Raw genomic sequence first — 22,459 nt, 5'->3', positions numbered from 1 at the left:
TGGCAACTAAATTAGTAAAAAATAGTAATTTCACCAGTTCTATACTTCTATTATGATACAACAGCAAAAAATTACCCGGGGCAGCTTATTTATTTTCTCCATGTTTCTGCTCGCAGCATGTTCTTCGAATAAGTACGCCGCAACGAACAAAATATATAAGGATCAGGTAAATGGCTTTGCAGAGATGGTAAAGGCCACACCTCCTGCCAATCAAACCGTCGCGACATTAGACGCGGCGCAGCAATCCTGGATCGGTTCCGTTAACTTCGGCATCCGTCGTCCTAATTTTGTCATTATCCACCATACCGCTCAGGATTCATTGAACCAAACCGTAAAAACTTTTATCAATAAAAAGGCAGGAGTAAGTGCGCATTATGTGGTAGGAAGAGATGGTAAGGTGGTGCAGATGGTAAACGATTACCTGAGGGCAAACCATGCCGGAGTTGGGAAATGGGGCAACGATGCCGACCTGAATTCTTCCTCCATTGGGATTGAGCTTGACAATAACGGTAAAGAACCTTTTGCTGATGCACAGCTGAGAAGTTTGGTTGAGTTGCTTGGCGCATTGAAAAAGCGATACAACATTCCAACCGCCAATTTTATCGGGCATTCGGATATCGCACCAAGGCGAAAAGTAGATCCTTTAAATTTTCCCTGGAAAGTTTTAGCGAAAAAGGGATTTGGTTTATGGTACGACGAGGTGTTGAAAATGCCCCCTGTAGATTTTAATGCTGAGCTGGCATTGAGGGTGATTGGTTATGATGTCAGCAATCCTACTTCTGCGATCGTTGCCTTTAAAATCCATTTTGTACAAACCGATATAATCCCGGTACTCACACCCACAGATAAGCTGATCTTATATAACCTGTACACTAAATATTTATAACCCTGCGTTAGGGCTGACTGTACATTGCTTTCCTGTTTTTGAAACCGGCAAGTAATTTATAAAAGACCCTTTATAGGCCCTGGGGATCTATCAGGGATCAATCAACCCCCTATTACGGATCAATGGCAAGTCAATTGGACCTGGACGCATTTTCAACGGAATTGCTAAGAACACCTGAAGCATAAAAAAGCCGGATCACGTTTACGTTGATCCGGCTTTTTGGTAATGTCCAAGGTTTAAAAATTAAACCAGACTATTTATTTCCTTTAGCCCAGGCATCTTTTAAGCCAACGGTACGGTTAAATACCAGGTGTTCAGGAGTTGAATCCTTGTCCACACAATAGTATCCCTTTCTAATGAACTGATATCTGGAATCGATATCAGCATTGGCAAGGTAGGGCTCTATATACGCTTGTTTAATGACGTCAACGCTGTTTGGATTCAGGTAATCCTTAAAGTCTCCTTCTTCAGCATCCGGTGATTCTACTGTAAATAAACGGTCGTAAGTTCTGATTTCTGCACTTTTCGCATGTTTCGTACTTACCCAGTGTATCGTTCCTTTCACGTTGATACCGCTGGTATCTTCGCCGCTTTTAGATTCAGGGATATAGGTACAATGTACTTCAGTTACATTTCCTTCCGCATCTTTACGGAAATCTTCACATTTTACAATGTAAGCATGTTTCAGTCTCACAGTTGCTCCGGGAGCCAGTCTGAACCATTTTTTTGCAGGCTCTTCCATAAAGTCTTCACGTTCAATCCACAATTCATTGCAGAAAGGAATCTCCCTGATGCCGCCTTTATCTTCTGCTTCTGGATTATTTTCTCCATGAAGTACTTCTTCCTGTCCTTCAGGATAATTGGTAATCACCAGTTTAATCGGATCCAATACCGCCATGACCCTGTTTGCTGTTTTGTTCAGGTGTTCGCGAACACAGAATTCCAGTAAGCTCAGCTCGATCAGGTTTTCTCTTTTGGCAATTCCGATTCTTTCACAGAATTCGCGGATACTTTCCGGAGTATATCCTCTTCTTCTTAACCCGCTGATGGTAGGCATGCGTGGGTCATCCCATCCGCTCACCACACCTTCATTTACCAGTTGCAGGAGCTTTCTTTTACTCATTACCGTATAAGAAAGGTTTAAACGGGCAAATTCATATTGTTTGGAAGGGAAGATGTCCAGGTGTTCAATGAACCAGTCGTACAATTCCCGGTGAGATACATACTCCAGGGTACAGATGGAATGGGTAATCGTTTCGATACTGTCACTTTGTCCATGTGCAAAGTCATACATCGGATAGATGCACCACTTGTTGCCTGTACGGTGATGTTCTGCATGTTTGATGCGGTAAATGATCGGATCACGCATGATCATATTCGGGCTGGACATATCTGCTTTTGCCCTTAAAATACGTGCGCCATCTGCAAATTCACCTGCTTTCATGCGGGCAAAAAGATCCAGGTTTTCAGCAATACTGCGCGAGCGGTACGGACTGTCTTTGCCTGCTTCAGTAGGTGTACCCTTCAATGCGGCAATTTCTTCAGCACTGCTGTCATCTACATAAGCAAGGCCTTTTTCGATCAGTTTAACTGCGAAATCGTATAAAGTATCAAAGTAATCTGAGGTATAAAGCTCATTTTTCCATTCAAATCCAAGCCATTTAATGTCTTGTTGCTGACTGTCTACATATTCTGTTTTTTCCGTTATCGGGTTGGTATCATCAAACCTCAGGTTTGTATAGCCACCATATTTCTTGGTCAGACCAAAGTTCAGGCAGATTGCCTTCGCATGTCCGATGTGCAAATATCCATTGGGTTCAGGCGGGAAACGGGTAATTAACGTTTCATATTTTCCGCTGCTTAAATCGTTCTCAATGATCTCCTCAATAAAGTTCAATGATCTTTCCTCACTCATAAAAACTGTAAATTTAGTCTTCAAAGTTAACATAAAAGCGCTAATTTACTTACATTTACAGCCTACTATTCGTATATTTTATGAGCAAGACATTAAACAGGCCCATTAGGGTTTTAGTGGCTAAAGTTGGATTGGATGGGCACGACAGAGGGGCTAAAGTAATTGCAACCTCTCTGAGAGATGCCGGGATGGAGGTCATCTATACCGGATTACGTCAGACCCCGGAGATGGTGGTAAACACAGCCTTACAGGAAGATGTTGATGCCATAGGGATCTCGATTCTTTCCGGCGCCCACATGACAGTCTTCCCTAAAATAGTGGAAATCATGAGGCAGAAAGAGGTCAAAGATGTATTGCTCACCGGTGGTGGAATCATTCCGGAAAGTGACATGAAGAAACTCAAGGACATCGGCGTAGGTGAATTGTTTGCACCGGGGACCACCATGGAAACGATCGTAAATTATATCAAAGGCTGGGTTGTCGAAAACAGAAACTTTTAGATTATGGCATATCAGAATATCTTATCAGAAATAAGGGCGCAAGTGCTTTATGTGACCATTAACAGGGAACAAAAGCTAAATGCTTTAAATAAAGAGACATTAAACGAACTGGCAGAGGTGATTGCTTTTGCAGGTCAGAGTGAGGAAGTCCGCGCGGTGTTATTGACCGGAGCAGGGGAGAAAGCCTTTGTTGCAGGTGCCGACATCTCGGAATTCGCTGCCTATAGCAGTGAAGAAGGCGAAAATCTGGCCAGAAATGGACAACATACCGTATTTGATGCCATAGAAAATTGCCCGAAGCCGGTGATTGCAGCGGTCAATGGTTTTGCTTTGGGCGGAGGATTGGAACTGGCTATGGCCTGCCACATCCGTGTCGCTTCAGATAACGCTAAACTGGGCTTGCCTGAGGTTTCCCTGGGCCTGATCCCCGGTTATGGAGGAACGCAAAGATTGACACAACTGGTTGGAAAAGGACGGGCCATTGAAATGATCACCACTGCGGATATGATCACTGCAGCACATGCCGAAAAAATCGGATTGGTCAATTACGTGGTTCCGGCAGCAGAGCTTTTGTCAAAAGTGGAAGAAATTCTGGCAAAGATAAAATTGCGCGCACCACTGGCTGTTGCCAGTGCAATCCGATCGGTAAACGCTTCACTTCTTTTTGATGAAAACGGTTTTGAAACTGAAATCAAAGAATTTGGTAAGTGTTTTGATACAAATGATTTTAAAGAAGGTACTACTGCTTTTTTAGAAAAAAGGAAACCCACATTTTTAGGTAAATAAAGCCTGTTTATAACGTATTTAAGGCCCATTGAACACATTTCAATGGGCTTTTGCTATAGCCGGAATACTGACCTCTTTATAGGTCGGTAGATTTAAAAGTGTAGAAAATATTTCCCATACTAAAAAATGTATTTATATTTATCTATTATTATGCAGTAAACTATTTTATTTCCCTATGAGAAAAATATTAATTGTTGATGATGAAATAAACATTGGTTTATTACTATCTAAGTTTTTAACCCGAAATTCATTTAGTGTCTCAACAGCTACAAGCGGTGTTTCCGCGATGGAATATCTGGCAAAGGAAAGTTACGACCTTGTGTTGTGTGACTATCGTTTGGAAGATACCGATGGGAAGGAGATGCTGATCAAGATTAAGGAAAGTTATCCAAGTACCGGTGTGATTATCATCACCGGGTATTCTGATATTAAGCTGGCTGTGGAGCTCATCAAACTGGGCGCGTACGATTATATCACCAAGCCGCTGTATCCGGATGAAATATTAAATACCATCAATAAAGCGATTGATACACAAACCGCTTTAAATGAAAATAGAATGGAAACCCCTGCTGAAGCACCTAAACAAAAGGGAAGCAAGCAGATCTACAATCAAACGGACAATTTCGTTGCCGGACAAAGTGCGGCTTCCAAAGAGCTGTTAAAGCAGATTCAGCTGGTTGCACCAACGGCCTACAGCGTGATCCTGACCGGCGAAAGCGGAACAGGAAAAGAGTCTGTTGCCATGGCCATTCACCTGAACAGCCCAAGAAAGAACAATCCTTTCGTAGCGATGGACTGTGGTTCCCTAACCAAGGAACTGGCAGGAAGTGAATTTTTCGGACACGAAAAAGGATCCTTTACCGGAGCACTTTATACCAAAATCGGCCATTTCGAAATGGCAAATGGCGGCACCCTCTTTCTGGATGAAGTAGGAAACCTTTCCTATGAAATTCAGGCAGCCCTGCTCAGAACTGTACAAGAGCGTAAAATCAAAAGAATCGGAAGTACAAAAGAGATCGATCTGGATGTGAGGATTATCGTCGCAACCAATGAAAACCTGACAAATGCCATTCAGAAAGGCAGGTTCAGGGAAGATTTATACCATCGTTTCAATGAGTTTTCCATTGCACTTCCGCCATTGAGTCAGCGTGGACGTGACATTATGGTCTTTGCCAATACCTTTTTGGAAGTGGCAAACCAGGAACTGAACCGAAACGTACAGGGCTTCTCTGAAGAAGTAGAAGAATGTTTCTTAACCTACAACTGGCCTGGAAACGTCCGGGAATTAAAGAATGTGGTTAGAAGGGCTACCTTGCTTACCGAAACACAGGAAATCCAGTTAAAAGCACTTCCTTTAGAGATCTCTACCTATGCAAAAGCTTCTGCGATGGAAAGCTCCATTTCGCGGACAGAAAAGCCCAGAGACTTGAAAAACGCAGCTTTAGAGGCAGAATATGAAGCCATCTTAAAAGTGCTGAGAGAAGTTAACTTTAACAAAACCAAAGCGGCAAAAATCCTGAATATCGACCGGAAGACGCTGTATAATAAAATGAGGGCAATCAATCTGGAAACCTAAGGTTCATGTCATTATTCAACTACAAACAAAGGAATAACATCACCCTGCTGATCATCATCGTTATGGGGTGTTTAATTGCTTATTCCTTACAGGGAATCTTTAGCTCTATCCTTGGAACCCTGGTGTTGTATACCATTCTGCGACCCGCATTCCTATACCTGGTAGAAGAGAGAAAATGGAATAAACGCCTTTCTGCTCTTCTGCTGTTATTTGTTTCTGTGCTGGTGATCGTTCTTCCTTTTTATGCGGTCAGCACAATGGTGATTGAAAAGATTGCCGAACTGCAGAGCGACCATATCTATTTTAAAAACCTGATTTTCAAAGTGAAACACCTGCTTCCGGTGGGAGGGGATTTTCAGAGCCTGATCGAAGATGGCCTGAAAAAAGCGGGAACCTGGGCTACAGAACTTTTCCCTTCTTTGATCTCCGGTGCATTTAACATTGTACTGGGGCTGCTGATCATGTATTTCCTGCTGTATTTCATGTTGATAGAAAACGAAAAATTCGAAAGTTCGTTGCTAAAATATGCGCCTTTCCGCGAACAGAATGCTTACCGATTTGCGGAAGAGATGCGGAATACGACCTATGCAAATGTGCTCGGACAGGGCCTGATCTGTGTGGTGCAGGGTTCATTGGTCAGTTTGTCATTCTATGTACTTGGTTACTCCGATCCTTTATTCTGGGGCGTAATGACCACCTTTATCTCTTTCGTCCCTGTATTGGGACCCCCGGTCATCTTTGTTCCGGCGGCACTCCTCCAGATGGCCAATGGCAATAGCTTTGGCGCCTGGGCAATGCTGATTTTCGGATTTGTGGTGATTATCAATATTGATAACGTCCTTCGTTTTATGATTGCGAAAAAAGTTGGCAATATTCACCCCATTATTACGGTAATTGGCGTAGTTATTGGTATACCCTTATTCGGAATATCGGGTCTGGTCTTCGGTCCACTGTTATTGTCGTACTTCATATTGATGATCAAAATATATGAAACCAGCGCAATGGCCTCCGAAAGATTGGAAAGAATTAAAACAATTTCTGAGCAGGAATCGTTATAATCAGTATATTCCAGAGTCAATAAAGGAAATATTAAACACAAAATTTAAATGTCATGAATGATAATTCAAAAGTATTAATTGGGCTATTGGCCGGTTTAGCTGCAGGTGCGGCATTGGGATTACTGTTTGCTCCGGAAAAAGGAAGTGAAACAAGAGATAAGTTGAGCCAGTCTTTAAAAGACCTTGGTGATGCGATTAAAGACAAAGCGGCAGATGAAATCAATAACCTGGCGAACCTGAAAGATAAAGTGGTGACTTCTGTAAAAAGTAAACTTCATCAGGCAGAAGAAGAGTTTGCTGATGATGTAGAGCACGCATAAATTACCCCTAAAACCAAAGATAATGCAGGAAAATAAAGAAAAAGATCTGGAGGACCTGGTAGAGGATGCAAAAGGTTATGTCAATACCCGCCTGGAATATACCCGGCTATACCTGGTAGAGCGAGGTTCCAAGATGTTTGCCGATATGGTGACAAATGCCACCGTTGCCATTTGTTTTCTGCTGGCTTTCCTGTTTGGTACTTTTACTTTAGCACTGTTTTTATCAGATGTTCTGGGAAGCTATACAAGAGGCTTTGGCTGTGTTGCTTTGATCTATATCCTATTGGCCATGATCGTTTATTTTACGAAAGAAAAGTATATTGAAAAGGCCATAATTAACTTTACAATCAGACGCTATTTTAATAAATTAGCAGATAAGGAAGAGGAAGATGAGCAGAAAGTATAACATCAATAACCTGGAAGACCTTCACCAGCAGGTGCGTTTGCTTAAAGCAGAATATCGCTTTAAAGGAGATGCGCTGGTTGGCGATTCTAAAAAATACCTCCACCAGTTTACCATAGGCGGATTTATTAAAAAATATGCAACCCCTTCTGCCTTTCTTAAAATAGACGATAAGTTTAACATCAGCAGTAAGGTGATGTCACTGATTCTTCCTTTGGTGATGAACAGTACCTTTTTTAAGGGCTCAGGCCTCGTAACTAAGGCCCTGGTAGGCCTGGCATCAGGTAAGGTTGGAAAGACGCTGGACGCAGAGCATTTATCGGCGATATTCAATTCCGTGAAATCCTGGTTCAGCAAGACAAAGAAAAATAAAGAAACAACTCCGGCATACGTGGATTACGGCATTCCGCCGGATAGCGAAACCTATTAACAAAAAAGGAAGCCCTGAAGCTTCCTTTTTTTATGGATAAACATTTCATTTTTTATGGATGAACATGTTATCCTGTTTCAACAGGAGATTAAACCGTTGATTTGATTTTTAGTTCGTTCATTTGTTTCTCGTCAATCGTAGAAGGGCTGTCGATCATGACATCTCTTCCTGAATTGTTTTTAGGGAAAGCAATCACATCACGGATGCTGTCTAATCCTGCGAAAATTGAGCATAAGCGGTCAAATCCGAAGGCAATTCCACCATGTGGAGGAGCACCAAACTCAAAAGCGTCCATCAGGAAGCCAAATTGTTTCTGCGCTTCTTCCGGAGAGAATCCTAAATGTTTAAACATCAGCGCCTGTAAAGTCCTGTCATGGATCCGGATAGAACCACCACCGATTTCGGTACCGTTTACCACCATATCATAAGCATTTGCCCTTACTTCGCCTGGCTTGGTATCCAATAAGGCGATGTCCTCCGGTTTTGGAGAAGTAAAAGGGTGGTGCATGGCATGGTAACGTTCTGATTCCTCATCCCATTCCAATAGCGGGAAGTCAAGTACCCAAAGTGCACTGTATTTATTTTTATCACGTAAACCTAAGCGTGTACCCATTTCCAGGCGCAGTTCACTTAATTGTTTGCGTACTTTATCCTGTACTCCGGCCATGATCAGCACTAAATCTCCCGGTTGGGTATTCAGGGCTGCGGACCATTTTTGTAATTCTTCTTCATTATAGAATTTATCTACAGATGATTTCAATGAGCCATCTTCGTTATGTCTCATATAGATCAGTCCTGTTGCACCGATTTGCGGGCGTTTGATAAAGTCTGTCAGTTCGTCCAGTTGCTTACGGGTATAAGAAGCACAGCCTGTGGCATTGATTCCGATCACCAGTTCCGCATTGTCAAATACAGGGAAATCTTTTCCTTTAGCCAATTCGGTCAGCTCCACAAAACGCATGTCAAAACGGGTATCCGGTTTATCGGAACCATAAAGGCGCATGGCATCTGAATATTGCATTCTTGGTACTTCAGGAAGGTCAAAACCTTTGATGTCTTTGAATAAGGTACGGATCAGTCCCTCAAATGTATTTAAGATATCTTCCTGTTCGATGAAAGACATCTCACAGTCAATCTGTGTGAACTCCGGCTGTCTGTCGGCACGTAAATCCTCATCTCTGAAACATTTTACAATCTGAAAATAACGGTCAAAGCCGGATACCATCAACAATTGTTTAAAGGTTTGCGGAGATTGGGGAAGGGCATAAAACTGTCCTTCGTTCATTCTGCTTGGTACTACGAAATCCCTTGCACCTTCTGGTGTAGATTTGATCAGTACCGGGGTTTCTACTTCAATAAAGTCCAGGTTATCTAAATAACGACGAACCGCCTGAGCCATTTTATGACGTAAAACCATATTGTTACGAACCGGATTTCTACGTAAATCCAGGTAACGGTATTTCATCCGCAAATCATCACCACCATCTGTTTCATCATCAATCATGAATGGAGGTAATTTCGCTGCGTTTAGTATTTCCAATGCAGTGATTTTGATTTCTACTTCACCTGTAGGCATTTTCAGGTTTTTGTTAGAGCGTTCTACGACTAAGCCGCTGGCTTTAATTACAAATTCCCTGCCCAGGCTACGTGCTGCCTCGCATAATTCCCGGTTGTCGTCCATATTGAAAACCAATTGGGTGATTCCGTATCTGTCGCGAATGTCAATAAAAGTCATTCCTCCTAAATCCCTGGATTTTTGTACCCAGCCGCACAAGATTACATTTTCGCCTAAATTCTCAATAGCTAGAGCTCCGCAAGTAGTTGTTCTTAACATTATTAAAAGTATTAAGTAGCAAAAATATTGATTTTGAACCGGATATTTCAACCTACAATGAATTTAGCTTGGGATATTGAAAATATGTTACCGGTATCCCAGCCTTCAGGGATTTTGCCGCTCAGGTGTTTTTTGTTTTAAAATGACCTGATGATTTCGGGGGTTAAGAACGATAATGCTTTTTATATCAGTAGGTTGGTGTTCATTATTTTTAAGTATTTTTACTAAGGCGGTTGTAATCCGTATGTTTTATGCTTTCGTAAATATTTACTTAATTCCCAGACTATGAAATCATTATATGTATTGCCTTTTTTTATTGCTTTTTGTTATTCAGGGGCGAAAAGACCAGATGCAGGGACCATTGTTGCAAAAGAACATGCTGCAGAGCAGAAATCTGTTCAGATATTATACACGATGCCGGAAGAAGGGATGCCACATGAAGGAACCTGGCTGCAATGGCCACATCAGTATCAGTATGGTGAAGCCTACCGGGACAGACTGGATGATGCCTGGATTGCCATGACAGACGCACTTTCTGAGGGAGAAAAGGTCCATATTATCGTTTACGATGATGAGGAAGAAGAAAGGGTGAGAGAGATGCTCGAAGAGGATAAGATCTCGCTGAAGAACATTGATTTCAAAGTTTACAAGACGGATGATGTCTGGGTACGTGATAACGGGCCGATTTATGCGAGAGACCAGAAGGGAAACCTGGTGATTGAAGACTGGGGCTTCAATGGCTGGGGGAAAAAGGCAGAATTTGAAAACTGTGATGACATCCCGGAGCGCATTGCCCGGGATCAAAATAAAAAATATCTGGATTTAAATGAGGTCATGATCAATGAAGGGGGAGCGGTAGAAATTGATGGAAACGGAACATTGATGGCCACTAAAAGTGCCATCCTGAATAAGAACCGCAACCCGGGAATGAGCCAGGCAAAAGCAGAAGAGATTTTTACCAGGTACTATGGGGTCACTAATTTTATCTGGCTGGAAGGGAAGGCCGGTCTGGAAATTACGGACATGCACATCGATGGTTTTGCCCGTTTCGCAGACAAGAACACGATTGTCACGATGAGCCCGGATGACCTTTTGGAATGGCAGGTTCCTCAGAATGATATCAATAAACTGTTTAAGTCGACCAATAAAAACAGGAAAAAATACAATTTTGTCAAATTGCCGCTGACACAGGAGAATGTAACGACCGCCTATGGCAAAAAGCTGGATTATCCCGGCTCCTACGTCAATTATTACATTGCAAACAATGTGGTTTTGGTGCCGAACTATAAAGATCCCAACGATGCTGTTGCGAATGCCATCATTCAGAAACTATACCCAAACAGGGAAGTTGTAGGGATTGACGTCAGGAATTTATACGCCAATGGCGGAATGATTCACTGTGTAACGCAACAGCAGCCTAAATAGCCAGGAATTCCGATCGCTTTATAAACCTGTCTTATCCGTTCTGATGGGATAAAACAGGACTTATCTGTCCTTTTTCCTGGCGGTATTTCAGCGTATAATGAAATTATCTGCTGATATTGAAAATATTTTTGTTCTTGATGCAACGTTTCAAAAAATCAATTGTCATTTATAGCGAACTGGAAAACATTGGAAACTGTATACATCGATAAACACGTCACACTCGTGAACGAGTGCCGGCAGGGAAGCCGGAAAGCACAATTTGAAATATACAAATTGTATGCTAAAGCTATGTATAACGTGGCGCTGAGGATTGTCAACTTTGACGATGAGGCAGAAGATGTTTTACAGGAAGCATTTCTGGACGCATTTACGCGGATAGAAAACTTTAGAGGGGATACGACCTTTGGCCTGTGGCTAAAACAGATCGTGATCAATAAATCCATCAATTACCTCCGCAAAAGGAAAGTGGAGTTTGTAAATATTGAAGAAGTGGATGTGCCGCAGGAAACTGAAAATGAAGACGATGACCTGCAATGGAGAGTGGAAGAGATCAGAGAAGCGATCACACAGCTTCCCGACCGGTATAGAGTGGTATTGACACTGTATCTTTTTGAGGGCTACGATCATGAAGAGATTTCTCATATTTTGAAAATCTCGGAAAGTACTTCCCGCACCCAGTATATGCGTGCAAAAATAAAATTGAATAGCTTATTAGTAAAGAGAGGAGTATAAAGATGAACAATAAGGGTATTGAAGAGTACATTAAAGAACACAAGAAGGAGTTTGATTTTAAAACGCCGTCAGACCAGCTATGGGGCAGGATAGATGCCGCATTAGACAAAGAAAAAATAAAAAAAAAATCGGTAATGCCGTTGTGGTTAGGTATAGCTGCGTCCTTGATCCTGATCATGGGACTTACTTTTATCTATACTTATCGTAACCAGGGTAGCAAAGAACTGGAAATTGCAGACATCAACCCGGTATACGGAAAGAAAGAACTGAAATTTGCCAGTCTGATCGAAGAGAAAAAAGACAGTTTGCAGGCCTATGCGAAAAAGAACCCGGCTTTGTATGCTAATTTTAGTGCGGATCTGAACAAGCTGGACAGCGATTATGAGCAGCTGAAAAAAGAGCTGCAAAATAGTCCAAATCAGAAAGTGGTGGTGAAGGCCATGGTGAAAAATCTGGAACTTCAGTTGCAGGTGATCAACCAACAGCTGTCGATCATCAACGAAGTGAATCAAATCAATGAGGAAAATCAGATATGAAAAAGTTAATTTGGGGGTTAGCGAGCCTGGTATTGGCTACAAATTTCGCTCAGGCACAATCTAATGTATTGGAAGGAAGCAAGGGACCAAAGCTTGCAGTATTGACGCCTTTAAGGGGAGATTTGCAGGGGGCACCAATTTCGCCGGAGCCGCTTCCGGTTCCTTTGGACCAGCTGAAAGAAGTTGTTCAGGACGACCAGAACGATGGGGCGCGGTCAAAAACTTTTTCTAAATCCTTTGCGATGGACAGTGGTGATAAACTGAACCTGAGCAACAGATATGGCGATGTGCAGATCAAAATATGGGATAAAAGAGAAGTCCGGGTTGATGTGGACATCAAAACCTATAGCAGTCAGGATGGAGAAGCACAGCGCTTATTGGATGAGACCACGATAGAGGCCGGTAAAAGCGGGGATATGATTTCTTTTAAAACCAATATGGGAAACCGCGATGGTAACTATGGCAGCCGCTTCAGGAATGGAAAAATGGTTTGGAAAAGAGAGGTCAAGGTAAATTATGTGGTCTATATGCCCGCATCAAATTCTTTATCGATGAGCACGCAGTATGGAAACATGACAATGGGCAATTTCTCAGGCCCTCTTTATGCAAAGGTACAATACGGAAACTTTACTGCCGGAAGCCTGAACAGCAATAACAATTACATTTCGGTTCAGTACGGTAAAGCAGATATAGAGGAAATTAATGTAGCAACCATCAAACAACAATATGGCTCAGGATTAACCCTGGGCACCGTAGGGACCTTGGACCTGAATGCCCAATACGTTGGGGTAGACATTAAAAAGATCAGGGGGAACGCGGTCATTAAGCAACAATATGGACAGGGATTGACCCTGGGTTCCGTTGATAATCTGGAGCTGGACGCCCAATATGTCAATGTGACGGTCGGCACAATCAATGGAAATGCGACGGTTAAACAGCAGTATAACAACATTTCTATCGCCGCTGTGAACAAGCTCGTGATTAAAGGCCAGTATGCCAATGTTAAAGTCGGTACATTGAAAGGAGATGGAAATTTCAAAGTAGGCTATAACAAACTGATCATCGATCAGGTGAATTCAGGATGCAGGAACCTGATCATTGATGCAGACTATGCCGGAGTGTCATTAGGCTTTGGCAGCGGTTACCATGCCGATTTTGACGTAAAGACGAATTACGGCAAATTTAAATCCGGGCCGGCAGTATATAAGGCCATTGTTGACGAAGACAATACCAAACAATATAGTGGTAAAATCGGAAACGGAGGGAATGCTAAAATCAGTATTAAAGCAGATTACGGCTCGGTCTCCTTTAACTAAAAAGACTATTTTATTCTGATAAAAATACAATTAGGAGAAGGCTTGCTGATAAATTCAGCAAGCTTTTTTTATATCTTAGCGACTTGATTTATTTTTAGAAAATGGAACTTTTAAGCAGCCCTGAAGCCTGGATATCACTCTTTACCTTAACCATATTAGAGATCGTTTTGGGAATTGATAATATCGTTTTCATATCGATCCTTGCAGGAAAACTTCCCCTGGAACAGCAGGCTAAAGCCCGGAAGGTCGGTTTGGGACTGGCCATGATCACCAGGGTATTGCTGTTGTTATCCCTGACCTGGGTGATGAAACTGACCGCTCCTTTATTTAATGTGGGAGACTGGATCGGGATCAGCGATGAAGAATGGCTGGACAAACTGGCGATCTCCGGAAGAGACCTGATCCTCATCATCGGTGGATTATTCCTGATCTATAAAAGTACACATGAGATTCATCAGAAGCTGGAAGGCGAGGAAGAGGCCGGCATCAAAGGAAAAGTTCATTCTTTCATCGGAATTATCATCCAGATTCTGATTCTTGATATCGTATTCTCTCTTGACTCTGTCATTACCGCTGTCGGAATGGCCGATCATATTGAGATCATGATTGCTGCAGTAGTGATTGCTGTCGGAATTATGCTGGTATCTGCATCTGCAATCAGCGATTTCGTAAACAAGCATCCAACCGTAAAAATGCTGGCTTTATCTTTCTTATTATTAATTGGAGTTTCCCTGTTGGCCGAAGGTTTAGATCAGCACATTCCTAAGGGCTATATTTATTTTGCAATGGCATTCTCAGTACTGGTAGAAATGCTGAACCTGAAAATGAAAAAAGGCAAAAAGCCTGTTGAACTTAGAAATACTCCGCACGAAAACAAGTAAAAATACCGTATGATTTCTTTTTTTGAGGCCGCTCTGGCCGAACTGTCTATACACCGTATTGGGAACAAATCTCAGGATGAATTCTATGTGTTGTCTGAAAAGTCTATTCCGATAAAAGACAATATGCTCAGTAATTTATTACAGCAGTATTTTCTGGGGCCTTATGCCAAAGTGAATGAAGTATACCGCTTTTTTCATCCCAACAACGACCTGAACCTGAATGAAGTTTATCATTTTGCAGCCAGGATTTTTGAAGATGGGACGACCTTTCATGAAAACAGCATAGAAATGGCCAAATACCTGTATGATGTTTCCGGACACCCTAAGATCAAACCGGGCGAATTATACCTTGCTTATTTTGAAAATGTGCAGATCGAAGGAGAACTTCATGACGCCATCGGGATCTTTAAATCGGAAACCAAAGAATCCTTCCTTAAGGTATATCCTGAAGAAGGTGGTTTTGGCCTTGGCTATGAAGAGGATGCCATTAACATCAATAAACTGGACAAAGGCTGTCTGATCTTTAATACCGATAAGGAAGAAGGTTACCGCGTAGCGGTGATTGACCAGACCAACAGGAGTGCGGAAGCCGTATATTGGAAAGATGAATTTTTGAAGTTAAAGATCAGAAATGACAACTTTAACCAGACCAGCAGCGTGCTTGGGGTTTATAAGAACTTTGTGACCGAAAAGCTGGACCAGGAATTTGACATCTCTAAAGCAGATAAGATTGACCTGTTGAACAAGTCCATGAAATACTTCAAGGAGAAAGAAAGCTTTGACCTGGAGGAATTTTCAAATGAAGTGATCGGAAATGCCGAAGGAATTGAATCTTTCAAAAGCTATAAAAAGAACTTTGAGGAAGAGTTTGACACCCCTATTGCGGATACCTTTGACATTTCCGGAGCTGCGGTTAAAAAGCAGGCCAGGGTATATAAAAGCGTTTTAAAGCTGGATAAAAACTTCCACATCTATATTCATGGCGATAAGGAACTCATCGAAAAAGGATTCGATGACGATAAGTCGATGAATTATTATAAAGTATATTTCAGAGAAGAAGAGTAGTCCTTTACAGGACATACTCATCATTAATAGGTTTTACAGGTTCGGGAATGTTGGTTTCTCCCAGCATTTCCAACAGGTTGATCTCTATGGTCCTGGTGATCTGGTTTAATGGAATGGAGGCAGAATTGTTCTCAAAAGGATTGATCAGTCCCATTCCGTTAATTTGTGTGGAGACAAATACAAAGCCAAGCAGCCAGCCAATAAAAATCGACCAATATTCTACGTACGAACTGATCACAAGGGTAATAGATACAACAAACAACCAGATGAAGACCTTGGTAAGATAGGTGTAGGTGGTTGGGAATATGGTATTTTTGATCCGTTCAGACATCCCCATCTGGTTAGAAAAATTGACCAGCAGCTCGTTCAGTTCCATAAAACGGAAACCATCGATATAGCCCTTTTTAGATAACATTTGCAAATCCCGCGACTGGATATTCAGAATTGCATTGTGCATATTGCTCTGCTGCTGAATTTCTTTAAGCTCTTCTGCGGTCAGGTATTTGCTGTAAATGTTGTCGTCGTAATTGCGGAGTGATCCCTTCAGCGTATACAAAAATGCGATGTGCCTGCAGATCATTTTTTTGATCAGTGGCTTCGAATCTTCGTGTTCATCCACGTAATTGATCAGGCTTCTGGCCCAGGAACGGGAATCATTAACGAGCATTCCCCAGATTTTGCGGGCTTCCCACCACCTGTCGTAAGCCTGGTTGTTGTTAAAACCGATAAAAAATGCAATCGCAGTGCCCAGGACACTTGGAATGATTGCCGGAATGTCCAGATTATGGGTAATTAAAAACTCTCTGGCAAAATAGGTGATGCTGCAGGAAACAATCATAATTAAATCCACCTGCCAGGTATTGATCAGGATTCTGCTGAGCTTGATGTGTTGAGCAATGAGCATAGGTATTGGGGTTGATGTTTTGATTTCAATTTACAAACAAAAGAGACTAATTGTTTGCCTTGCCTGAAAATATCTTTTCCGGTTTTTTGAGCCTGTTTTTTTGCAGGCGTGTTTTCATCGCCTGAAGACCTCTTTTGATAAATGGTATTTCTAAGGGAGCAGCTTCGTCTGCCCGGATTTAAGCGGATCTTTATTTTTTGATAAAGGCCTGAGGGATAATTGGGAATAAATGGTAGATTTATTTCTGAAGCCAAATATTCCCTTAACGTATGAGCCAGGAACTACAAAAAAACAGTATTTTCAAAGTCATTGGTGCCTCTTCCCTGGGGACACTGATTGAATGGTATGATTTCTATATTTTTGGCAGCCTGGCCACGATTATCGGGGCACAGCTCTTTCCGTCGGATGCAGGAGCGTCTGCGCTTATCAACACTTTGGCAATTTTTGCCGCAGGGTTCATTGTCAGGCCTTTTGGGGCATTGGTATTTGGCCGACTGGGCGATTTAATTGGCCGTAAATACACTTTCTTACTGACGCTGGTCTTAATGGGCGGTTCTACCTTTTTAATTGGCCTGATCCCTTCTTATTCCAGTATCGGCTATGCAGCGCCCATCCTGGTACTGATCCTTCGTCTGGTGCAGGGATTAGCCCTTGGAGGAGAATATGGTGGAGCGGCAACCTATGTGGCAGAGCATGCGCCTGCAAATAAAAGGGGATTTTTTACCAGCTGGATTCAAACGACGGCTACCGGAGGGCTATTTCTATCTTTAGGAATCATCGTCTTGACTAAAAATCTGATCGGAGCTGCTGGTTTCGCAGATTGGGGATGGAGGATTCCTTTCCTGCTTTCCATCTTGCTGGTAGGTGTTTCCATTTACATCCGCTTGAAAATGCATGAATCTCCTATGTTTACCAAATTGAAAACAGAAGGGAAGGTCTCTAAAAACCCTTTAAAGGAAAGTTTCAACAACAAAACGAATTTTAAAATGGTGCTGCTTGCCCTTTTTGGTGCAACAATGGGCCAGGGCGTGATCTGGTATACCGGTCAGTTTTATGCACAATCTTTTATAGAAAACACCTGTAAGGTTGATTTTAATGATTCCCGGTATATTCTGCTCTGGGGAATTGCTTTTGCTACCCCGTTTTTTGTCGTCTTTGGTTCCTGGAGCGATAAAGTAGGACGTAAATGGATTATGCTGACGGGAATGCTGCTGGGGATTATTTTCTACCGGCCAATCTATCAGATCTTTCTTGACGATACCGACTTTACTCAGGTTACGCAGCAGGATATTCAGTCTGTTGCTGATCCCCTGGTTACCCGGACCCCGATCGAAGGAACTGCCGATAGTCTGATCTCAACCAGTGCCAGGGTGACGCTGTTATCGGGTGCTTCTTATCAAAAGATCCAGTCCCATATCGAATTTAAAGAAAAGGGAAAGGCTGCCGCTGTTCAGCCGGACCAGCTTAAAGACAAGCAACTCTCCACGGCGGTATTCTGGAAATTTGTGGCCCTGGTTTTCTTCCAGATTTTGTTGGTGACGATGGTCTACGGGCCCATCGCCGCATTTTTGGTAGAACTATTCCCTACAAAAATCCGCTATACTTCCATGTCTTTGCCTTATCATGTCGGAAATGGGGTATTCGGAGGGCTTGTTCCTTTTATCGCCACATTGATTGCCAGTTATTCCGGATCTACGCCCTTATCCGGATTGTGGTATCCGATTGGAATCGCCAGCCTGAGCTTTATCATCGGGGCAATTTACCTGTCTAATAAAAAACCAGCCGAAACAGAAGCCTAAATAAAGAAAAAACTATGAACGGATTGAAAAAAGGATTAGGACTATTTTGGATGCTCCTCGGACCGGCATCCATTATCTTTATGTTTTTACAGGCTTATGAGAAAGTGGGCCTGGCCGCAGAAGGGGTTCAAAAAACAAATACAGCCCTGCAATGGGGCATCATTTTATTTATTTTTATCCCAATCAGCGCAGGCCTGGTAATTTTCGGCTATTATGCGCTGAAAGGGGAATATGATCAGTTGCCTTCCGGTTCCGAAGAACAGAAGGGCTAAAGGACTCTTAACAATAAACCTTTAAGGTATTCTCCCTCAGGGAAAGAAACCCTTACCGGATGGTCTTCCGGCTGATGGAATTGTTTGATGATCTGTACTTCTTTGCCTGCATCCAAAGCAGCCCAGGCAATGATTTGCTTAAAGGTTTCCATATCTACGGCACCGGAGCAGGAATAAGTAGCCAGTATGCCGCCTTTTTCCAGTAAAAGCATACCAAGTCTGTTGAGGTCTTTATAAGCTCTTGCAGCCCTGTCTAAGGCCGAACGGGAGGGCGCATATTTTGGAGGGTCTAAGACCACGATGTCAAATTTCTTTCCTTCTTCTTTAAACACACGCAATTGTTTGTTGACGTCAGACTGGATGCTGAGTTGCTGAGCGGCATCAAAACCGTTCAGTTCCAGGTTATGTGCTAAAGTTTCTATGGCAAGCGCAGAGCTGTCCACACTGGTTACGTGTGCTGCACCATGTTTCAGGCTGTTTAAGGTAAATCCGCCACTGTAACAGAAACAATCCAGCACGTTTTTATCTTTGGAATAAGCGGCAAGGATCTCGCGGTTATCACGCTGGTCGCAGTAAAATCCGGATTTCTGGCCATCGGCGATGTTGATGTGGTAAGCGATTCCATTTTCTCTTACTTCAATAAATTCCGGAGGTGTTTCTCCCCAGAGTAAGCCTTGTGTTGCTTCCAGGTTTTCATGCTTGCGCGCTCCTGCGTCACTTTTATCGAAGATTCCCCTGGGGTTTAATTCCTCTTTTAAAAGCGTAATGATTTCTTCTTTTACATTTTCTATTCCGGCACTTAATATTTGCAGAGAAAGAAAATCGGCATATTGATCTACAATCAGACCGGGAAGAAAATCAGCCTCACTAAAAACCAGGCGGCAGGTATTGGTGTCTGCATTGAGGAGGTGTTTTCTCGAAGCAATGGCATTGCGGAGTTTCTCCTGATACCAATCTTTATCGATGGTCTTGCTTTCATCCCATTCCAGTAACCTCAATGCAACCCTTGATTGATCGTTGTAATACGCGTAGGCAAGAAATTCAGCACTTGCCGAACAAACCTTAACGATTTCACCATTTAATGGCTTACCCTTAATTTTATCAATTGCTCCTGAAAAGATCCAGGGATGGTGTAGCATTGCAGCCTTTTCTTTTCCTTTTTTAAGTATTACATCAATCATGCTGCAAAGTTAGAAAAAACAATGTTCTTTTTACTTTTCCTTGCTGACTGCCATCTTTAAGGCCAGCATGAGCAGCACACTGGCCATAAACCATTTCTGGATTTTTACCCATGTCGGATTTTTGGCGAAAAATAAGGAAACCTGAGCCGCAGTCAGTACAATCAGAAAGTTAACGGTAAAGCTGATGCTGACCTGCGTAATTCCCAGTTGCAGGCTTTGAAGAAATACCGATCCGTATTCCGGTTTGATGAAATAGGGAAAGAAAGATAAGTAGAATACCGCTACCTTGGGGTTCAGTACAGTGGTGAGTATGCCGATCCTGAACAATTTGCCGGGTTTATCATTGGAAAGGTCTGTTCTCGTTTCAAAGAGGCCCTTTCCACTGGGTTTAATTGCCTGATAAGCGAGGTATAGCAGGTAGAATACACCCAGCGTTTTAATTGTCGAATAGACAAAAGGAACGGCGAACAGCACTGCAGTCAGCCCAAAAGAGACGAGAATGATGTGAAAAAGAAAACCACACATGATTCCGGCCAGGGAGATTAATCCTGATTTCCGGCCCTGGGTGATGGAACGGGAGATCAAGTAAATCATATTTGGACCGGGACTGATCACCAGAACCAGCGCCGCAAGGGCAAAATAGGAGATTTCTTTAAGAGGGATCATTTCATCGCTGTTTTAATGGTTTTGGAATGAGTAAACTGTATGTTTTACAGGAGAAAGCGGGAATGATCAAAAATAGAGAAAATCGGGAGATTCCCAATTTCTGAGTAAGACTTAAATCAGAATTTTTCAAAGGGATTCTGATCCGTCCGGAGGATCGGTTTTCGGCATAGAACGGATTGCAGAACTGTTTGAAGAGCGGTTCGGAAAAAGCAATGATCGAGGCAAAATAGAAGGCGGATCCCTGTTCTATCCGGGGTTTATGCGAAGCAGTTTCTAACTTTTCTGAACTAATTTCATCTCCGCTTCAATGCGTTTTTTGGTTAGCAGAAAAGTTTTAAGGTCAATTTGCCCGCTGGTTCTGTTTTCGTTCAGTGTTTTCAACTCCTGGCGGAGTCTTGCATGGGTTTTTTCTGTGTCACTGAGCTCCCGAACCGGGTAAAGCTGGTCCAGGTCCTCCTCAATGTTATGCGATTTAGACAAGACCTCAGCGAGGGAATACCCCAGTACCACGGTATCCTCCTCAGACAGGTTGCCTGAGGCGACCGCAACAATGGGCGAGGTTCCCTCTTTACTAAAGTCGTAAGCATAAAATATTCCACCACCATTAAATGCGATGGGCAAAAAGTCGGGAAGGTACTTTGGAAACCCATAGGCAAAATAGTAATAGCGGATCTCCTGCAGGGAAAAATAGCCAAATTCCCTTTCTCCGCTGAGGATTGCGCCGCCGTTAGAAAAAGTCAGCAGGCCGGCCAGATCTGCAGGCAAATAAAGGGTTGCGGGAACAGGAAATTTTGCCGGGTCCTCAAAATCAGGGTGCAGCTCGAACAGGTGTGGAAATAGCTTGATTTCTTCTTCAGTCAGTGGCCTGGAAAAGAAATCATTTTCCGGCATCCCGTTCAAGCCAGGCTCGCTGGCGTAAAAATTTAAGTTATCGTACCACATCCTGTAAAATCCTCCAGGTCAAATTTAGCGAAAACACGCCTGTTTTTCCTACTCATTTCTTCGCTTAAAAGGGCCCGGATCATTCCGGAAAGATAAAGAGCACTGATCTGATCCCTGGATTTTAATTTAAGGGTGGCGCCTGGATAAAACATGGAATTTTGCCGATAAGTTGTATTTTTAGCGCATGGAAGAAATTAACTGGAGTGATTTTGAGAAGGTCGAGCTTCGTGCAGGGACCATCCTGGAGGTCTTCGATTTTCCGGAAGCAAGAAAGCCTGCTTATAAAGTAAAAGTAGATTTCGGCGATTTTGGTGTAAGAATGAGCAGTGCTCAGATCACAAAACACTACTCAAAAGAAGAACTGATAGGAAAACAGATCGTTGGTGTGGTCAACTTTCCTAAAAAACAGATTGGAAAATTCATGTCTGAATTCCTGATCACGGGTTTTGCAGATGAAAATGGAGATATTGTATTGACGTCTTTAAATGGTACTGTGCCAAACGGCAGTAAATTGTGTTAAATGAGTTATTATAATTTTTCAGAAGAAAATAGTCCGGTAGCCGAGGACGAGCATTACATGAGGCTGGCCTTACAGGAAGCACAGAAAGCCTACGATTCAGAAGAGATTCCGATAGGGGCGATCGTGGTATGTAAAGGCCGGATTGTGGGCCGTGGACATAACCTGACAGAGCAATTGAACGACGTGACCGCCCATGCCGAGATGCAGGCCTTTACCGCAGCTTCTCAGACTTTAGGCGGCAAATACTTAAAAGAATGCACTTTGTACGTGACTATTGAGCCCTGCGTCATGTGTGCCGGAGCGAGTTACTGGACACAAATTGGCCGCCTGGTATATGGTGCCACAGAGCCGAAAAGAGGTTTTACCTCTAAGAACAGCCAGCTGCTTCATCCTAAAACCGAACTGGTCGGAGGGGTTTTGGCAACAGAGTGTGGAGCCCTGATGACGCGTTTTTTCGCGAATAAAAGAGGCTAAACTTGACAAAGTATTGAACAAAAATTAACGTTTGAATG

Annotated in this window: 24 protein-coding genes; 18 read left to right on the top strand and 6 right to left on the bottom strand. The window is 42.7% G+C overall.

The genetic code is table 11. The features are described from left to right. Positions 1 to 52: 52 nt before the first annotated feature. Positions 53 to 886: an N-acetylmuramoyl-L-alanine amidase gene (locus tag DBR43_RS25275; RefSeq protein ID WP_124586037.1), complete on the top strand. Its 834-nt coding sequence runs from the start codon at positions 53 to 55 to the stop codon at positions 884 to 886. A 253-nt stretch (positions 887 to 1,139) separates the two neighbouring features. Here the strand turns inward: DBR43_RS25275 and DBR43_RS25270 are convergent, their stop codons facing one another. Then, positions 1,140 to 2,801 carry a glutamine--tRNA ligase/YqeY domain fusion protein gene (locus DBR43_RS25270; protein WP_124586035.1) on the bottom strand — a complete coding sequence of 554 codons (1,662 nt, stop codon included), beginning with the start codon at positions 2,799 to 2,801 and terminating at the stop codon, positions 1,140 to 1,142. Positions 2,802 to 2,881: 80 nt separating this feature from the next. On the opposite strand from DBR43_RS25270, the gene DBR43_RS25265 reads away from it, so the two are divergent. The 7 genes from DBR43_RS25265 to DBR43_RS25235 all read left to right on the top strand — a co-directional run bounded on the left by DBR43_RS25265 (position 2,882) and on the right by DBR43_RS25235 (position 7,874). Then, entirely contained in the window at positions 2,882 to 3,301 is a 420-nt protein-coding gene (locus tag DBR43_RS25265) for a cobalamin B12-binding domain-containing protein (RefSeq protein WP_124586033.1), read from the top strand. Between the two features lie 3 nt (positions 3,302 to 3,304). Continuing rightward, positions 3,305 to 4,087, top strand: coding sequence for an enoyl-CoA hydratase/isomerase family protein (locus DBR43_RS25260; RefSeq protein ID WP_124586031.1), 783 nt, complete (start codon positions 3,305 to 3,307; stop codon positions 4,085 to 4,087). 175 nt (positions 4,088 to 4,262) lie between these two features. Beyond that, positions 4,263 to 5,663 (top strand): sigma-54-dependent transcriptional regulator, encoded by a 1,401-nt coding sequence (locus DBR43_RS25255; protein WP_124586030.1) that lies wholly within the window; start codon positions 4,263 to 4,265, stop codon positions 5,661 to 5,663. 5 nt (positions 5,664 to 5,668) lie between these two features. Further along, positions 5,669 to 6,721: an AI-2E family transporter gene (locus tag DBR43_RS25250; protein WP_124586028.1), complete on the top strand. Its 1,053-nt coding sequence runs from the start codon at positions 5,669 to 5,671 to the stop codon at positions 6,719 to 6,721. Positions 6,722 to 6,774: 53 nt separating this feature from the next. Continuing rightward, positions 6,775 to 7,041: a YtxH domain-containing protein gene (locus DBR43_RS25245; protein WP_124586026.1), complete on the top strand. Its 267-nt coding sequence runs from the start codon at positions 6,775 to 6,777 to the stop codon at positions 7,039 to 7,041. A 22-nt stretch (positions 7,042 to 7,063) separates the two neighbouring features. Continuing rightward, entirely contained in the window at positions 7,064 to 7,447 is a 384-nt protein-coding gene (locus DBR43_RS25240) for a phage holin family protein (RefSeq protein WP_124586024.1), read from the top strand. Further along, on the top strand, positions 7,431 to 7,874 hold the full coding sequence (locus tag DBR43_RS25235) for a hypothetical protein (protein WP_124586022.1): 444 nt from the start codon (positions 7,431 to 7,433) through the stop codon (positions 7,872 to 7,874). Before DBR43_RS25240 ends, DBR43_RS25235 begins: the two co-directional genes overlap by 17 nt. A gap of 88 nt (positions 7,875 to 7,962) precedes the next feature. On the opposite strand, the gene aspS is transcribed toward DBR43_RS25235, so the two are convergent. Continuing rightward, the gene (gene aspS / locus DBR43_RS25230; RefSeq protein ID WP_124586020.1) at positions 7,963 to 9,708 is read right to left on the bottom strand and encodes an aspartate--tRNA ligase; all 1,746 of its coding nucleotides are present in this window, start codon (positions 9,706 to 9,708) and stop codon (positions 7,963 to 7,965) included. A gap of 285 nt (positions 9,709 to 9,993) precedes the next feature. On the opposite strand from aspS, the gene DBR43_RS25225 reads away from it, so the two are divergent. The 6 genes from DBR43_RS25225 to DBR43_RS25200 all read left to right on the top strand — a co-directional run bounded on the left by DBR43_RS25225 (position 9,994) and on the right by DBR43_RS25200 (position 15,663). After that, complete coding sequence (locus DBR43_RS25225; protein ID WP_233603206.1) at positions 9,994 to 11,133, top strand: agmatine/peptidylarginine deiminase; 1,140 nt, start codon at positions 9,994 to 9,996, stop codon at positions 11,131 to 11,133. 186 nt (positions 11,134 to 11,319) lie between these two features. Continuing rightward, positions 11,320 to 11,865: an RNA polymerase sigma factor gene (locus DBR43_RS25220; RefSeq protein WP_124586018.1), complete on the top strand. Its 546-nt coding sequence runs from the start codon at positions 11,320 to 11,322 to the stop codon at positions 11,863 to 11,865. A gap of 2 nt (positions 11,866 to 11,867) precedes the next feature. Further along, entirely contained in the window at positions 11,868 to 12,401 is a 534-nt protein-coding gene (locus DBR43_RS25215) for a hypothetical protein (RefSeq protein WP_124586016.1), read from the top strand. Beyond that, a complete protein-coding gene (locus DBR43_RS25210; RefSeq protein ID WP_124586014.1) occupies positions 12,398 to 13,717 on the top strand; it encodes a hypothetical protein in 1,320 nt (439 codons plus the stop codon). Before DBR43_RS25215 ends, DBR43_RS25210 begins: the two co-directional genes overlap by 4 nt. Positions 13,718 to 13,818: 101 nt before the next feature. After that, entirely contained in the window at positions 13,819 to 14,598 is a 780-nt protein-coding gene (locus DBR43_RS25205) for a TerC family protein (RefSeq protein WP_124586012.1), read from the top strand. Positions 14,599 to 14,607: 9 nt separating this feature from the next. Beyond that, positions 14,608 to 15,663: a nucleoid-associated protein gene (locus tag DBR43_RS25200; RefSeq protein ID WP_124586010.1), complete on the top strand. Its 1,056-nt coding sequence runs from the start codon at positions 14,608 to 14,610 to the stop codon at positions 15,661 to 15,663. A 4-nt stretch (positions 15,664 to 15,667) separates the two neighbouring features. Here DBR43_RS25200 and DBR43_RS25195 read toward each other — a convergent pair whose 3' ends face one another. Further along, positions 15,668 to 16,567, bottom strand: a complete 900-nt coding sequence (locus DBR43_RS25195; RefSeq protein ID WP_124586008.1) for a bestrophin family protein — start codon at positions 16,565 to 16,567, stop codon at positions 15,668 to 15,670. A 269-nt stretch (positions 16,568 to 16,836) separates the two neighbouring features. Here DBR43_RS25195 and DBR43_RS25190 point away from each other — a divergent pair, with 269 nt between their 5' ends. Both DBR43_RS25190 and DBR43_RS25185 read left to right on the top strand, forming a co-directional pair. Continuing rightward, positions 16,837 to 18,366 carry an MFS transporter gene (locus DBR43_RS25190; protein ID WP_124586006.1) on the top strand — a complete coding sequence of 510 codons (1,530 nt, stop codon included), beginning with the start codon at positions 16,837 to 16,839 and terminating at the stop codon, positions 18,364 to 18,366. 14 nt (positions 18,367 to 18,380) lie between these two features. Beyond that, entirely contained in the window at positions 18,381 to 18,638 is a 258-nt protein-coding gene (locus tag DBR43_RS25185) for a DUF6814 family protein (RefSeq protein WP_124586004.1), read from the top strand. Here the strand turns inward: DBR43_RS25185 and DBR43_RS25180 are convergent. The 3 genes from DBR43_RS25180 to DBR43_RS25170 form a co-directional block, all read right to left on the bottom strand. Continuing rightward, entirely contained in the window at positions 18,635 to 19,819 is a 1,185-nt protein-coding gene (locus DBR43_RS25180) for a class I SAM-dependent rRNA methyltransferase (RefSeq protein ID WP_124586002.1), read from the bottom strand. The genes DBR43_RS25185 and DBR43_RS25180 overlap by 4 nt on opposite strands. A 30-nt stretch (positions 19,820 to 19,849) precedes the next feature. Beyond that, positions 19,850 to 20,485 (bottom strand): LysE family translocator, encoded by a 636-nt coding sequence (locus DBR43_RS25175; RefSeq protein WP_124586000.1) that lies wholly within the window; start codon positions 20,483 to 20,485, stop codon positions 19,850 to 19,852. A 273-nt stretch (positions 20,486 to 20,758) separates the two neighbouring features. Then, a complete protein-coding gene (locus DBR43_RS25170; RefSeq protein ID WP_124585997.1) occupies positions 20,759 to 21,427 on the bottom strand; it encodes an SMI1/KNR4 family protein in 669 nt (222 codons plus the stop codon). Between the two features lie 184 nt (positions 21,428 to 21,611). Here DBR43_RS25170 and DBR43_RS25165 point away from each other — a divergent pair, with 184 nt between their 5' ends. Further along, complete coding sequence (locus tag DBR43_RS25165) at positions 21,612 to 21,947, top strand: tRNA-binding protein (protein WP_124585995.1); 336 nt, start codon at positions 21,612 to 21,614, stop codon at positions 21,945 to 21,947. Continuing rightward, positions 21,948 to 22,421, top strand: coding sequence for a nucleoside deaminase (locus tag DBR43_RS25160; protein WP_124585992.1), 474 nt, complete (start codon positions 21,948 to 21,950; stop codon positions 22,419 to 22,421). It abuts the gene before it with no gap. Positions 22,422 to 22,459: the final 38 nt, after the last annotated feature.

The sequence above is a fragment of the Pedobacter sp. KBW06 genome, assembly GCF_003852525.1.
Lineage (GTDB): Bacteria > Bacteroidota > Bacteroidia > Sphingobacteriales > Sphingobacteriaceae > Pedobacter.
This window is presented reverse-complemented; position numbering and strand designations above follow the sequence as displayed.

Coding starts and splice junctions, on each gene's coding strand:
- DBR43_RS25275 (WP_124586037.1), top strand. CDS start 53: ATGATACAACAGCAAAAAATTACCCGGGGCAGCTTATTTATTTTCTCC.
- DBR43_RS25270 (WP_124586035.1), bottom strand. CDS start 2,801: ATGAGTGAGGAAAGATCATTGAACTTTATTGAGGAGATCATTGAGAAC.
- DBR43_RS25265 (WP_124586033.1), top strand. CDS start 2,882: ATGAGCAAGACATTAAACAGGCCCATTAGGGTTTTAGTGGCTAAAGTT.
- DBR43_RS25260 (WP_124586031.1), top strand. CDS start 3,305: ATGGCATATCAGAATATCTTATCAGAAATAAGGGCGCAAGTGCTTTAT.
- DBR43_RS25255 (WP_124586030.1), top strand. CDS start 4,263: ATGAGAAAAATATTAATTGTTGATGATGAAATAAACATTGGTTTATTA.
- DBR43_RS25250 (WP_124586028.1), top strand. CDS start 5,669: ATGTCATTATTCAACTACAAACAAAGGAATAACATCACCCTGCTGATC.
- DBR43_RS25245 (WP_124586026.1), top strand. CDS start 6,775: ATGAATGATAATTCAAAAGTATTAATTGGGCTATTGGCCGGTTTAGCT.
- DBR43_RS25240 (WP_124586024.1), top strand. CDS start 7,064: ATGCAGGAAAATAAAGAAAAAGATCTGGAGGACCTGGTAGAGGATGCA.
- DBR43_RS25235 (WP_124586022.1), top strand. CDS start 7,431: ATGAGCAGAAAGTATAACATCAATAACCTGGAAGACCTTCACCAGCAG.
- aspS (WP_124586020.1), bottom strand. CDS start 9,708: ATGTTAAGAACAACTACTTGCGGAGCTCTAGCTATTGAGAATTTAGGC.
- DBR43_RS25225 (WP_233603206.1), top strand. CDS start 9,994: ATGAAATCATTATATGTATTGCCTTTTTTTATTGCTTTTTGTTATTCA.
- DBR43_RS25215 (WP_124586016.1), top strand. CDS start 11,868: ATGAACAATAAGGGTATTGAAGAGTACATTAAAGAACACAAGAAGGAG.
- DBR43_RS25210 (WP_124586014.1), top strand. CDS start 12,398: ATGAAAAAGTTAATTTGGGGGTTAGCGAGCCTGGTATTGGCTACAAAT.
- DBR43_RS25205 (WP_124586012.1), top strand. CDS start 13,819: ATGGAACTTTTAAGCAGCCCTGAAGCCTGGATATCACTCTTTACCTTA.
- DBR43_RS25200 (WP_124586010.1), top strand. CDS start 14,608: ATGATTTCTTTTTTTGAGGCCGCTCTGGCCGAACTGTCTATACACCGT.
- DBR43_RS25195 (WP_124586008.1), bottom strand. CDS start 16,567: ATGCTCATTGCTCAACACATCAAGCTCAGCAGAATCCTGATCAATACC.
- DBR43_RS25190 (WP_124586006.1), top strand. CDS start 16,837: ATGAGCCAGGAACTACAAAAAAACAGTATTTTCAAAGTCATTGGTGCC.
- DBR43_RS25185 (WP_124586004.1), top strand. CDS start 18,381: ATGAACGGATTGAAAAAAGGATTAGGACTATTTTGGATGCTCCTCGGA.
- DBR43_RS25180 (WP_124586002.1), bottom strand. CDS start 19,819: ATGATTGATGTAATACTTAAAAAAGGAAAAGAAAAGGCTGCAATGCTA.
- DBR43_RS25175 (WP_124586000.1), bottom strand. CDS start 20,485: ATGATCCCTCTTAAAGAAATCTCCTATTTTGCCCTTGCGGCGCTGGTT.
- DBR43_RS25170 (WP_124585997.1), bottom strand. CDS start 21,427: ATGTGGTACGATAACTTAAATTTTTACGCCAGCGAGCCTGGCTTGAAC.
- DBR43_RS25165 (WP_124585995.1), top strand. CDS start 21,612: ATGGAAGAAATTAACTGGAGTGATTTTGAGAAGGTCGAGCTTCGTGCA.
- DBR43_RS25160 (WP_124585992.1), top strand. CDS start 21,948: ATGAGTTATTATAATTTTTCAGAAGAAAATAGTCCGGTAGCCGAGGAC.